Genomic DNA, 13,595 nt, shown 5'->3' with positions numbered 1-13,595 from the left:
GTCTACTGAAAAATTTCAGTAGATTTTTTTTTGCTTATTTTTATTTTTTATAAAGTCGTGAAATATTAACTCCCAATAAATTTTTATAAACTCATAGACCTTATAGCTTTAAAACTTCAATAATTATAAACGCAAAAAACCGCAAGATAACTTGCGGCTTTTTTAGTGTTTATTTACTTGTAGGGATTAATACCATCCTCTAAGTTTCATAGCTTTGTCAATTGATTTAATACCGTACATGTAAACTCCTTCTCTAGGAACTACATCATATTCATCGCAAACTGCGAATACGCCTTTAATAGCCTTCATCATATCAGCTTCTTGTTTCTTTTCTACTTCAGCTTCTGTCCAGTACATTCCGTATTGGTTTTGAACCCATTCGTAGTAAGAAACAAGAACTCCACCAGAGTTAGTTAAGATATCTGGAGTAAGTTTGATTCCTCTTTCGCCAAGAACCTTATCTCCTTCTGGAGTTGTAGGACCGTTAGCTGCTTCACAAACTAATTTAACATTAAGTTTAGCTGCAACATCACCAGTAATTACGTTTTCTAGAGCTGCTGGAATTAAGATATCCCATTGACCTGTCCAGAATTCGTCAGCTGAAATTTGTTTTGCATCTGGGTAACCAATTAGTGTGTGGTGTTCTTCTTTGTAAGCAAGAAGTTTTTTGAAGTCTAGTCCATTTTCATTGTATAGAGCGTAGTTTCCTTCTTTTTTGTCCCATTCAGCTAAAGCGTAAACTTTTCCGCCTTGTCTTTCAATGTTTTTAACTGTGAAAGATCCAACGTTACCGAAACCTTGAACTGCAATCTTAGCGTGTTCGAAATCAATTCCTTCACGTTTAGCAGCTTCTCTAGTTACTATAGCAACACCAAAACCTGTTGCTTCGTTTCTTCCTTCAGATCCACCAAGTCCAACTGGTTTACCAGTTAACATTCCTATATCTTGTCTGTCTCCGTTAACTTTGATCCATTCATCAAGGAACCAAGACATAATTTGTCCATTAGTGTTAACGTCTGGTGCTGGAATATCAATTCTTTCACCAAGGTATTTGTAAAGTCCTCTGATCCAACCTCTACAAAGTTGTTCTAATTCTCTTTTAGAAAGTTCAGATGGATCAACACAAATTCCACCTTTTCCTCCACCGTATGGAAGACCAAGTGCGCCACCTTTGAAAGTCATCCAAAGAGATAGAGCCTTAACTTCGTCTAGGCATACATTTGGATGGAATCTAACGCCACCCTTAGAAGGACCAACTGCTGTTGAGTGAGCTGATCTCCAACCTTTGAAAACTTTTACTGAACCGTCATCCATTTTTACTGGAATAGAGATTTCAATAACTCTTTCTGGTTCTTTTAGAAGTTCATAAACTGCTGGGTCGCAACCTAGCTTGTCACATGCAGCCTTAACTTTTTGTTGAGCTGCTACTAACGGATTTAAAGTATCTGTCATTTTTAACACTCTCCTTTATGTATAATCATGATAACCATTTCTTACAGTCCTAATTATAGCAAATAGAAAAATTAAGTTCAAGCATACCAATTAAGTTTAACTAATTGTTAGATATAATATATTTTAGTTTAATCATTTTATTTTTTTTAGGTCCTTATTAATTCAATTAGTAAACGATAGTAATTTTTTTATTATTTAGAATCTATAAATTTTTCTACTTCTATTTCTTTCCACCCTTAAATAAATCTTAGTTATTATGACCCTGTAATCATTTTCACCAAGTGACCAAAGGTTAAGTTCTTAAGCTATACCATAAGCTTTTTTAATTCTTTTTTACAACATATTTTTACTATTATTAAATTTATAGATTTAATTTTTTGTCTATAAATTTTATCGCAAAAGCAATGGTGTTAAGCTGCAATTACATTAAAGAAGTTCTAAAGTCATAATTTTTTTCAAAAGCTTTTAGCGGGAAATTGATTTCTATAACTTTTCCTAGCATCGAAATCACCTCTCCCATTTCTTATATAATTAAACTCAACTAACTTATATCAAGGGGGTGACTTCCTACAAGAAGAAGGAGGTCTACATCCTCTACTGTGTTTGCTCTTCAAGGCAACTTGTCAAGGTTAGGCAAATTATCAAGAGGACTGACAAGGATGCCTTTGTCACAGTTTCTGACACTTCAGAGATTCTTGGCAAGGGTTTCAAGGAGCTTTCAATTTAACTATTTTTGTGCAAAAACAAAACCACGACTTTATGGTGTCCCATTAAGCCGTGGTTATTTTTTTATAAGTTTTTACAAGTTTATCCATTTTTATTTTTTAAATCTTACAAGTTCATAATTGTTTACAAAGTCATAAATTTTTTCAAAGTTCATAATTATTTACAAACTTATAGTTTTCTACTAAGTTTATAAATCTTTACAAAGTCACAATTTTTTACAAACTCGTAGCTTTTTATAAAGTCATTAAATCCCACAAACCTATGCCATTTTACCGGCTGTCAAGTAAATCCAAATCAAGGTCCAATCGTAAATCATATGAACTAAATAAGTCACTGTCAAGTTCTTTGAAAGCACATAGGACATGGTAAGGCCCGTTCTTATTATGGATATCACAAGGACTGCCTGGAGGATGTTGAAGTTGTAAGTTGTCAGGTGCATGGCTCCAAATATAAGTGATGACACAAGGATTGCTGCTAGGGTCTTTAACTTTTCATTTTTTGTCCTCAATTTGTTAATCACAAACAAGAATGGAATTATAAAAATTATTTCTTCAGCGATAAACTGAATCATAGTTGAGACGATAAATCTCTTTATATTATCATCATTTAAGATATCAAAAATTGGATTTTCTGACCCCTGAATTCCCATTTGCGCCATTGCAATTGATGCAAGGATAACTGCAACAAAGGAAAATCCAAGTCCCAACAAAATATATAGGATGTCCTTCATCTTTAAGGGCAAGAAAACTTTAAAAATAAATTGCCTATCCACCACCCAAAGGGCCACTAGGCACAAGGCACTTATTAAAAGGGCAATTAGGATTTCATTTTTACTTCCCAAGAGTTCAAAAATCAAACTCACCAAAAAGAAGGACCCTATAGAAAGGATGAAAGACAGGACCCACTTCCAAGTCTTGGCTTCTATGCTTGGATATCTTCTATTATAATTATTCAAATTCAATCAATCCCCTGTCAGTCAAAAGATATTCAAGAGGCTTGTCATAGTCTTCGTGAACAAGACCTTCAACGAATTGGTCATAATAACCAATCCCCATCCTTATTGTGTCCACCTTGGAGAAGAACTTGTCATAGTAACCACCACCATAGCCAAGCCTATAGCCTGCCTTGTCAAAGGCAAGCCCAGGTGTGATAGTCAAGTCAACATCTGTTACTTCTTCTCCAGACTTAGGTTCAAGTATCCCCATCTTGTTTGGCTCAAGGTCATCAATCCCCTTTACTTCAACAGCAATCATCTCGCTCCCCTTTACAAGAGGCACTAAAAGTTTCTTCCCATCTGCCAAGATGTCATCAATTATTCCCTTGGTGTCAACTTCTGACCTATAAGAAATAAAAACAAAGACAGACTTGGCATTTTTATAAAGATCAAGTTCCCTTAAATTTTTTCTTATCAACTTGTCCTTGAGGTCCTTGTCCTCAACCTCTGCCCTGACCTTCGTATATTTTTTCCTTAGTTCTTTTTTATCCATTAAAACTCTCCTTGTTCTCACAAATTTCTAGGTAATCGCAATTTTTGCAATCACTTGTTGATTCATAATCGCCAGACCTAATGCTAGAAGTTAGTCTGACAATTTCAGCTTCAAATTTATCTAAGAGGTCCTTCAAGTCTTCATCTGTCATATAATACCTACCCTTGTCATCCTTTGGCAGGAAGTCAGAGTTCTTTATCACAGTTGCGATTTCTCCCCTCTTAATAGACCCGTAGTTAGCCATTGATATTTTCTTACCCAATTTTTTTCTCGCAATAGCGTAAAGGGGCATCTGGAAGGACTTCAGCTCATCAATTTCTTTTTTCTTTTTGACACCTGACCTCTTGTAGTCCATGATGATCTCCCTGTCCCCAAGGGCATCAATCCTGTCAATCCTTCCCCTTATCTTTAGACCATTTATTTCTGTTTCAAAACCTTCCTCAAAGTAAGATGGCTTGTAACCATACTTGGCTTGACCCTCTAGATCCTTCTTTATATAGTCTCCAAGAATTTTTTGGGAGTTTAGGACTGAGACCTTATCCAAGAAGGAAAGATCATCAAAGTCCCCAAGATTTTCAACTTCCAAAATTATCTTTAAAAGTTTATCTTCATCGAAGCCCTCTTCTTGCTTGAAGTAGCTTTCCAAAACCTTGTGGTAGATTTCTCCAGCCTCAATAAAAAATCTGTCCTCGTAGTCCTTTTCAAGCTTGCCAATCCTGTAGACCCTCTCAAATAGAAAGCGTCTAGGACAGTCCTTTAGGATGTCAAAGTCTGTAACTGAGTAGGGTCTCTCAGAAATCTTCTTGTTAATCTCCCCAAGTTCGCCTGCATCTATGAGATAAGAATTTTCTTTGACCTCACTTGTCCTATAAAGTTTCCCTGTTTCATAAATTTTTTTAACTTCCTCAACCTCTAGGTCAAGGTCAAGTATCAAGGAATTCAAAAGTTTTGAAAATCCCTTTTCCCTGTCCCCACAGAGGATCAAAAGCTTTTCTGCCACAAGTAAGTCATAGATTAAATAAGCGTAGTCCCTCTTGAAATTATCTTTTATAAGTCCAAGCTCTTCCATGACTGCCTGACTTTCCATCTTGTAGATGAAGTTGGTCCTCTTGCCATCTTGATAGTTCTCGTCAAAGCCAATTAAAAATAAGTTTTTAAACTTTCTGTAATAGTTGGAGGCTTGGTTTGAAATTTCAATTCCTTCAAGATTTTGGACTTCATCAAGTCTAATCTTTTCCATGTATTTTTTGAGGATCAAGACAAAGTCACCAAGGTCAATAGACTTATAAAATTCTTTCAAGCCCTCCATCTTTATAAAGACTTGGTCAAGTTCATCCAAAAATCTTTGATCACGAATTCTTGGACTTTCGGGATCCCTTTCAAGAGCCTTTTCTATCTTTCCCCTAGGACCTTCCAAATAATTTTTGAAAAATTCAAGATAATAAGAAACCTCTTCCCTTGGAGAAATCCATTCATCCTTTAAAAGGTCCACTCCCCTTAAGAAGTCATCAAGCTCGCCTTCGTTTAGCCTTAGGTCCCTTTGCTTTGAAAAATCTATGTCCCCTAAGTTTTTAAAATTATATGCCATAAGACTTGATTCAATATTAACTTCATCAATCCCTAGAGGAAAGAAGAACATCCTAACTCGCTTTAAAGTATTCTCCTTGGACTTGTCGAGAAAATAATCTAAAATACCAACGAATTCTCTCTCTAGTAAAGACCTCTCCTTCCTTGGCAGATTAAATTCAAGGCCCTGAAACTTTTCTCTCCCCCTAATCTTCTCCGAAAGGCTAGGAGACCCACTTAAAATTGTAAGGCCACTTACTGCTTCGTCCTTCAACAAAAGCTTCACATTAGAGAAAAATAAATTATAAAAATCATCCTTTGAGGACAAAACTTTTATCTTGGATCTGTCTATTTCTTTTTTGTAGTCAATAGGCTCTCTCTCATCAAGGTCAAAGCCATAGGATTCTAATTTTTTAATAAGCTCATCCACTAGACTTGACTCCATAAAGTTAAAGGGCAGGTCAATAAAAATATTTTTCCCTTCTATATCAGATAAGTCAGATAAAATTTTTATAATTTCTTCCTCAGTCTTGCCAAATTCCAAAAAGCCAGAAATTATTATAGAATCAAACTTGCTTGCCCTAATGGACTCTTCCTTGACCCTTCCATATATGTCGTAGTCCTTCGCAGCAAAGTACTCCCTATAACTTTGAAAGACCTTGGAAAGTTCAACAAAAAGCTCTCCAGGAATTTTCTCAAGGTCCCCTGGGTCTAAATAATTCTCTGCAAGCTCATCAAAAAAATCCAATACAAAGTCCACAGTCTCCGGAAAAATTTTAAAGGTCCTTATCTCTTCCTTCATAAGCTTTGACAAGACCAAATACTTTAAAATCCCATCAGGCCTCTTTGCCCTATTCCTTCTTCCAATCCCGTCAAAAGTTTCGAACTCAGTCTTATTTATGTCCATGCCCCTTCTAAGCATGTCCCTTATGTAAAAATTTATGGCAGATTGAGAGGGCAAGACCACAAGAGTTTTCTCGCCCCTTAAGTTTTCAAAATCTAAGTCCTCTCTTGGAGACCTAAAAATTATTTTTTTCATTTAACAAATCCCCTAAATTTATCTTAAAAATATCTTCCGCTATGTCCTTCATCTTACCCTCAGGAAGGTAGACAAAGGACTTGCCCCTTAAATCCTTAAAGGCATCTGCATCAAAAACGATGGCGTAATTGTGCAAGAACTGTGAGTCAAGTCCCCTCTCCCTAAAGACCTTGTTGACCCTGTCCTCACCATACTTCCTATCGCCAACAATGGCAAGGCCCACTTCCTTTAAAGATGCCCTAATTTGATGGGTCCTTCCAGTAATCAAGTTAACAGACAAAAGAGAGTAGTCCTTGTTGGACTTCAAGACCTTAAAGCCTGTGATAGCCCTCTTGCCCTCATCCCTTGAAGACTTCATCATCACATTATTGCCAGTTTTCTTCAAGTTTATATCAACATCAAAATCTTTCGTAACTTTGCCAGCCACAAGAGTGAGATAAAGTTTTTTAATCTCCCTCTTCTTAATAGCAGCATTTAAGTCCTGCAAAGACTTCAAATTTTTTGCCCCAATTAAGATTCCAGAAGTATTCCTGTCAAGTCTATTGACAAAGGCAGGCCTAAAGGACTTCTCAAGCCTAGGCTTGTAATCCCCCTTGGCGATGAGATAGTCCACCATCCTGTCAAGGGCATTGTCTTGATAGCCTTTTGTATCGTTGTGGGTAAGCAAGTTGATGGGCTTCTTCACAAGAATGATGTCATCATCCTCGTATAAAACATCTGGCAACTTAGAATTTTTTGACTTCTTAATATCCTTTTTAAACTTCTCAATAGTCTCCTCTGCCAAAAATAATTTGATCTCGTCGCCCTCACTTAAAATGTCCTCAGGCTTTGCCCTCTTGCCATTGACCACGATGTTCTTCTTCCTCAAATTTTTATATATAAAGGAAAGAGGTGCCTTCTCAAAATAAATTTTCAAAAACCTATCCAGTCTTCTTCCCTCATCGTTCTTATTAATAATAATTTCTCTCATAAAATCTCCAAACTTTTCATTTTACGGCTTTGCTGATATAATTATATCAAAACAAGAAGAAAAGAGGTTTATTTTGAATAATTTTAACAGAGGCAAACTCTTTTTTATTAAATTCTGCCAAGTTTTAATATCAATACTCTTCTTCCTCTTCCTAATTTTTGTAATCAAGTGGAGGATAGATACACTTTACTTAAAATCTATCACAACAAAAAATGTAAAAATTGGAATAGTAGAAGAAGTTAAAAAAACTTATGGTGACCTACTTATAGCAACAGGACTTAGAAAAGAAAAAATTGTTAAGCCAGTTGTCCTAGTAGATGATGATAAAAAAGATGAAAAAGACGAAAATGTAAACAACTTTACAGTTCCAGAAGGAACAAACCTAGATAGCCTTGGAGAACTTTTAATTTCCAAAGGACTAATTAAAGACCTGCCAACTTACAAGGCCCTTGCAGAAGACATGCAAATCGAAGGCAAGATAGTACCAGGCGCCTATGATTTCGACAAAGGCATGAAGGTAAAAGAAATCCTTGCAGAAATAGCAGGCATAGAACTAAAACCCTACAAGCTCAACATAGCAGAAGGAGAAGGTCCAGCCCAAGTAGGCAAAAAACTCCTAGACCTTGGCGCAATTAAATCAGACCAAGCCTTCGTAGCAGAATGCAATAGACTTGGAGTAACAGCCTTCGCACCAGGAGACCACGAGTTCACAATGCCTACAAAAGTAGAAAACATAATAAAAACATTGACACAAAAATAATCTGTAGGAAACTACAGATTTTTTTTGTGCAAAATTATGGTAAAAGCTCTGCTTTTATAAATTTTTGAATAAGATTTATTATTTAATTAAGTTTTGCAAATCCAAAGGCTTTAAATCTTTTTAAATTACATAAAGACTTTATCTTTGAGAAATTTTTGTAAAGCAGAGCTTTACGAATCAATATTGGAGGGGCTTAGGGGCATCGTGAGGCCCCTTGCCCCTCCAAACCACCCCCTTCACCCCACGTACGTTGAGTCCAAAAAAATCGGTCATGCTAAATTTTCAAAACTCATTCGCTTCGCGAATTCAAACAGTTGAAAATTTTTAACGCATAACCGATTTTTTTGCTCATTAGATGCACTCGATCAGCTCACGGCTTATGAAATAAGTTGTAATTCTTTATGAAGTAATAGAAAACTATAAACTCACAAATAAATATAAACTCATAATAAGTTAAAGCTTAGTCGTTACTGATTAAGCTTTTTTTGATGCGAAGATTTATTTTACTTGTTAGGTTTTGATATGTAACTCAAGATAAGTTTGAAAATGTGTATAGGTAAAACCGTGAAATAAGTTTGAAGAACCCCGTAAGGCAAGACAGACGTTAAAAAATTCAACTGTTTGAACTAAGCGATTAAATTTTTATCTTATTAAAGGTAGAGATTTTATTAATTTTAAAGTTTTATAAAGAATAAGTGTTAGCTTAGTGAGTTTTGAATTTTAGGCTGTCTGCCGCTCGGGGTTGTAAGCAAAGGCCCCTGCCAGGTCGTTGAAGGTGTTGGGGGTGGCCCGGAGGGGGAAGGACCAATCGAAAGGTCCTAACCCCCTCCGGAATGGGAATAGTAAAGCTCTGCTTTACAAAAAGATTTACAAAGATGAAATCTTTTTTTTAATCCATAAAGACGAAGTCTTTTCCCCATGGATATAAAAATAAATTTGTGATATATTTGAAAAAAAAGAAACGGAGGACACACTATGCACAAAAATAGAATTAATAGACTTATAAAAAAAATGGAAGAAGCCAAACTTCATCACATGATAATCTCAGACCCCTACGCAATATTTTATCTCCTTGATAGGATGATAGAGCCAGGCGAAAGAGCCCTTGCCCTTTACATACACAAGGACGGAGACATAAAGCTTCTAATCAACGAACTCTTCCCACAAGAAGAAGAGGCAGATCTTGACTTTATTTGGTACAACGATATAGAAGATGGAATTGAAAAACTTTCCAAATATATAAAAGACGATGAAGTCATAGGAATCGACAAATTTTGGTCAGCTAAGTTCCTTCTAAGACTTCAAGAAATCTTCCCAGATAAAAAATATGTAAATGGATCCACAATAGTAGACGCAGTTAGAAGAATAAAAGACGAAGAAGAAAAACAACTAATGCGTGAATCCTCAGCCATCAACGACAAGGTAATGGAAGACATCATCCCTTGGGTTGTTAAGGGTCTAAGCGAAAAAGAACTTTCCCAAAAACTAAAAGAAATCTACAAGGCCCATGGAGTCGAAGAAGTTTCCTTCGAACCAATCACAGCCTATGGCAGATCAGCAGCAGACCCCCACCACTTCACAGACAACACCAAGGGCAAACTAGGCAACTGCGTAGTCCTAGACATTGGAGGAATGTACAAAAATTACGCATCAGATATGACACGAACAGTATTCATAGGTGAAGTAAGTGACAGAGCGAGAGAAATATATGAAATAGTAAAAGAAGCCAACCTAAGAGGAATCGCTGCAGCAAAACCAGGCAACAAGATGTCAGACGTCGACAAGGCAGCAAGATCCTATATAGAAGAAAAAGGCTACGGCAAATACTTCACCCACAGAACAGGCCACTCCATAGGACTAGAAACCCACGAAGCAGGTGACGTATCATCAGTCAACGACAGCATAATAGAAGTGGGACAAATCTTCTCCGTAGAACCAGGAATCTATCTATTAGACGAAGGAATAGGAGTTAGGATAGAAGACTTAGTCTTAATAACAGAAGATGGGTGTGAGGTGCTTAATAAGGTTTCAAAAGAACTTAAGGTAGTACCAGTAAATTAAAGAAGAGTTCTTTAAGAATCTTTTTCTAAAGCCCAAGGCTTTAATTCCTCTTTTGGAGGGGATTTATACCCATTCGGGCACAAGTGGCTTATTCGCTCGCTCGAACAGTGGAATTTTTTTAACGTCTCCGAACTTTTTGCTTACAACCTTATTAGCTTTCAGTTTATTGGCAAACTTTACGAACTCATAAGACTTCAACACGCTGGGGCACTCCCGTAAGCTCACAATTGAATAAAGACATATGTAAAGAAGAAGGGGCTGTTGCAAAAGTCCCATCATAGAAAAAAGACGAGGAAACATAAAAATCCTCGTCTTTTTTGATACAATGTATTTATGAAAACAAATAAAAATACATTATCTTTAACTAACTATACGCTAGTTAATGATACAATTCAACTAAGATTAAACTTTAATACAGAAATATATATAAAAGATAATGTTAAATTAAGACTTGTAAAAAATATAATTGAAAGGATGAATCTATCAGAACTAAAAAAGTCTACTCATCATTAGGAAGAAAACTTACTGTAAATCCAGTAACCAGAGGGGCTCTATGTCAAATAGTGTTGGTGAATAAAAATTAATGAAATATGGTTTATGTCTTAGGGCTTAAACCATATATTTTTTTATGATAAAAACATAAAAATATTCTCAATCTAAAATTATCAAAAGACCGATAGCCATATGAAACTCTCTTAATAATTTTAATCTTGTTGTTAATACCTTCAATTTTTCCATTGTTGTAATTAGTATTTAAAGTATTCTTAATCTTTTCTAAATGTTTGATAGCTGTACTTATCGCCGTCTTAATTTTGCTATATATTTCCCCAAACTCTTCAGGCTTAGATTCCTGTAATAGAGTCTTTAAAGTGTCAAAATTTTTCTCTCTAATAGCAAATAGAATATTTTGAATTAAGTCATAAATCATCCTGAAAGAATAGTCAAAATCTAAAATATGCTCAACTATTTCTTTTTGAGATATAAATTTTTTAAAACAAGGGTAACTTTTAAAATGTGTTGATATTAACTTAGCTTTAGGGAGCAATAATAACTTCCAGTACCTTTTTAAACACCTATACTCATGAGAATCTGTTTTAAACTTCTTCATTAGTTGAACTCTTGCCATATTGAAAGCACGAGTAATGTTTTGAACAATATGAAACTTATCTAGGACAATACAAGCATTTTTAAAAACCTTTTTAACAAGTTCCATGTAGGGAGAGTAAATATCACAAACAACAATCTTAACCTGATCTCTAACTCTTCTTGGGAATCTTAGAAAATAATTATCTAGTTTAAATAGTCTCCTATCAGGAAGAATATCAATAATCTCACCTGTGATAGAATTTGTGCAAATAAAGCTCACGTGTGCCCTATGGGTATTGCACCTGATACATTTTTAGTAGACTTAAATTCGTCTATAGATAGTGCAGGTGGAAGATAAGAAAAATCCTGCTTAAAGGATTTTTTCCATTCTTTAAAAACTCTAACAACAGTATTGTGGCTAACACCATTAGATTCAGCAATAGACTTAAAGGATGAAATTTTAGTAAGATCTAAGGCAATCTTTCTTTTAACATCATTAGAAATATTAGAATATTCATTAACTATATCGGTTCTAGCAATAAAAGTTGAACCACACTCTTTGCACAAAAATCTTTGCTTTTTTAGAAAAAGAATAGTAGGAATATTAGAAATATTAGAAAGTTTAATCTTACAGGTTTTAGTACCATATTTGATAATATTAAAGGATTCATTAACATGACCGCAGCATGGACAAACCTCTGGATTGTAAGTTAATTTCCCATAAATAAATTTAGTATCTATGTACTTAACTTTCTTGACAATAATATTTCAATTACTATATTTTTATCTTTAATGTTCAACAAATCTCTTATATAATTATTAATAGACATAGAATCACTCCTTGATATTTGGTAGCAACTATATTTTATAGGAATGTGATTTCTATGTCTATTTTTTATACATTTCGATACAAAAATAGTGCTGATGATTTCTCACCAACACTATTTATTATAGAACCAAAATATTTAAGAAAAAAGGACTCGTGCTTGAGTCCTTTTTCTATAGCAAATCAAAATTATTTGATTATAGATTTCCATTCTTCCATATTGTTTGCAAGTCTTGCAAATTTGTGAGTATGGTATGCTTCTACAAGTTCATAATATCCCCAGTGTCCTTTATAAGACATGTCTTTGTAATTGTGAACTAGATTTTGGTTTGCATCAATATAGTTTTTGTCAGGGTATCTATCGTACAATTTGTTTAACATTGTAGCTACTTCTGCTCTTGTTATTGAATTGTCTGGTTTGAATGTTCCATCTGGATATCCCTTTATTCTTTCATTACCATATGCTTGGTTGATTGCTGCTTCAAACTTGTGACCCTTCACATCTTCGAATGGTGCTACTGTATCATTCTTCTTGTCGATGTGGCTAATTAGTAATGCAAGTTCTGCTCTTGTGATCTTGTCATTTGGTCTAATGTTTTCGCCTTCTTTTTCTAATAAATATCCTTCTCTAAATGCAGCGTTGATTGCAGCGTTGTACCACATGCCTGCCTTAGTGTCTTTATAGATGTTAGAAGTCTTGTCGCTTAGGTCTAGCTTTTGAAGTCTAGCAACTACTGCTATAGCTTCTGCTCTTGTCATATCTCCATCCGGTCTAATTGTATCATCTGGATAACCAAAGATATATTGTTCGTGAGTGAAGATATCTTGAACAGGTTCTTTTTTATCAGGTACACTTACATAAACTGGGTATGTTGGAATGTAGTGATCCTTATACTTAATTCCAGGAATTTCTACTTCTCCACCATTATTAACTCTAATAACAAGTTTAGTAGGAATATCCTTTCCATCAACCTTAACAGTTATATCAACTGTAATTGTATCTGGACCATCATAATCCTTAGGAACAGTTACATCTATAGAACCATCCTTGTTAGGTGTAACTATAACACCATTACCTGGTTGAACAACTTCTGGAGTTGTATCAGGTGTAGTAGTTTTTCCATCCTTATCCTTGATGTCAGGAGTTACTTTCTTAGTATCTCCCTTATCAATGTTAGTGTAAGGATAAGTTACGCTAGGTTTTTGAGGTGTAGGAGTTTCTTTTCCTTTTACTTTTGCTTGAGCTTGGTCAGATTCATCTTTACCATCTTCTTTTTGTGTAGCTAAGATTGTGTCGCCTTCTTCAAGATTTACTCCATCAGGTACCTCAGCTGTCCATTTTCCATCATTGCCTACAAGTACATCTTTAGCAATTGGTGAGCCTTGACCAGTTCCACCCTTATCCTCTTTAGTAACGCTAACTTTAGCTCCTGGAACACCTGTACCTGAGATAGTTTTATCTCCAGCTTTTGGTTCTGTGATAGTTGGTGGGGCAGTTTGTTCTTCAGCTTTACCTACTGTTGCTGTTCCTTCTTTTGATTCAGTCTTTCCAGTTACTGTAGCTTTAGCTTTTACTGTTTGACCTTCTGTTAATTTTTTCCCTTCAGGTACATTTGCTGTCC

The 13,595-nt window shown here is 35.2% G+C and carries 11 protein-coding genes; 3 read left to right on the top strand and 8 right to left on the bottom strand.

The window, feature by feature from the left end; all coding sequences use genetic code 11:
• Positions 1-186: 186 nt before the first annotated feature.
• On the bottom strand, positions 187-1,452 hold the full coding sequence (locus tag CAN42_RS00075) for a Glu/Leu/Phe/Val family dehydrogenase (protein WP_062571341.1): 1,266 nt from the start codon (positions 1,450-1,452) through the stop codon (positions 187-189).
• Positions 1,453-2,002: 550 nt separating this feature from the next.
• Here CAN42_RS00075 and CAN42_RS00070 point away from each other — a divergent pair.
• Entirely contained in the window at positions 2,003-2,179 is a 177-nt protein-coding gene (locus tag CAN42_RS00070; RefSeq protein ID WP_277217966.1) for a DUF2179 domain-containing protein, read from the top strand.
• A gap of 258 nt (positions 2,180-2,437) precedes the next feature.
• On the opposite strand, the gene CAN42_RS00065 is transcribed toward CAN42_RS00070, so the two are convergent.
• From CAN42_RS00065 to CAN42_RS00050, 4 genes are read right to left on the bottom strand one after another with little or no spacing between them, the layout of a single operon-like run.
• Positions 2,438-3,139, bottom strand: a complete 702-nt coding sequence (locus tag CAN42_RS00065) for a CPBP family intramembrane glutamic endopeptidase (RefSeq protein ID WP_245149816.1) — start codon at positions 3,137-3,139, stop codon at positions 2,438-2,440.
• Positions 3,126-3,665, bottom strand: a complete 540-nt coding sequence (locus CAN42_RS00060) for a 5-formyltetrahydrofolate cyclo-ligase (RefSeq protein ID WP_085875026.1) — start codon at positions 3,663-3,665, stop codon at positions 3,126-3,128. The genes CAN42_RS00065 and CAN42_RS00060 overlap by 14 nt, the downstream gene beginning before the upstream one ends.
• The gene (locus tag CAN42_RS00055; protein ID WP_085875025.1) at positions 3,658-6,270 is read right to left on the bottom strand and encodes a PD-(D/E)XK nuclease family protein; all 2,613 of its coding nucleotides are present in this window, start codon (positions 6,268-6,270) and stop codon (positions 3,658-3,660) included. The genes CAN42_RS00060 and CAN42_RS00055 overlap by 8 nt, the downstream gene beginning before the upstream one ends.
• Positions 6,251-7,240, bottom strand: coding sequence for an RluA family pseudouridine synthase (locus CAN42_RS00050; RefSeq protein ID WP_085875024.1), 990 nt, complete (start codon positions 7,238-7,240; stop codon positions 6,251-6,253). The genes CAN42_RS00055 and CAN42_RS00050 overlap by 20 nt, the downstream gene beginning before the upstream one ends.
• A 73-nt stretch (positions 7,241-7,313) precedes the next feature.
• On the opposite strand from CAN42_RS00050, the gene CAN42_RS00045 reads away from it, so the two are divergent.
• Together CAN42_RS00045 and CAN42_RS00040 are read left to right on the top strand one after the other, a co-directional pair.
• Positions 7,314-8,000 carry an endolytic transglycosylase MltG gene (locus CAN42_RS00045; protein WP_085875023.1) on the top strand — a complete coding sequence of 229 codons (687 nt, stop codon included), beginning with the start codon at positions 7,314-7,316 and terminating at the stop codon, positions 7,998-8,000.
• A 975-nt stretch (positions 8,001-8,975) separates the two neighbouring features.
• Positions 8,976-10,061 carry a M24 family metallopeptidase gene (locus CAN42_RS00040; RefSeq protein WP_085875022.1) on the top strand — a complete coding sequence of 362 codons (1,086 nt, stop codon included), beginning with the start codon at positions 8,976-8,978 and terminating at the stop codon, positions 10,059-10,061.
• 595 nt (positions 10,062-10,656) lie between these two features.
• Here the strand turns inward: CAN42_RS00040 and CAN42_RS00025 are convergent.
• The 3 genes from CAN42_RS00025 to CAN42_RS09050 all read right to left on the bottom strand — a co-directional run.
• Positions 10,657-11,427, bottom strand: a complete 771-nt coding sequence (locus tag CAN42_RS00025; protein WP_167627533.1) for an ISL3 family transposase — start codon at positions 11,425-11,427, stop codon at positions 10,657-10,659.
• Positions 11,424-11,873: a transposase family protein gene (locus CAN42_RS09120; protein WP_280630418.1), complete on the bottom strand. Its 450-nt coding sequence runs from the start codon at positions 11,871-11,873 to the stop codon at positions 11,424-11,426. The genes CAN42_RS00025 and CAN42_RS09120 overlap by 4 nt, the downstream gene beginning before the upstream one ends.
• A gap of 289 nt (positions 11,874-12,162) precedes the next feature.
• On the bottom strand, positions 12,163-13,595 hold a 1,433-nt coding region (locus CAN42_RS09050; RefSeq protein WP_245149815.1), incomplete at its 5' end, for an S-layer homology domain-containing protein.

This window comes from Peptoniphilus vaginalis (genome assembly GCF_900176605.1).
Taxonomy (GTDB): Bacteria; Bacillota; Clostridia; order Tissierellales; family Peptoniphilaceae; genus Peptoniphilus_A; species Peptoniphilus_A vaginalis.
The sequence above is the reverse complement of the archived record's forward strand: the minus strand, read 5'-3'. Positions and strand labels throughout refer to the sequence as shown.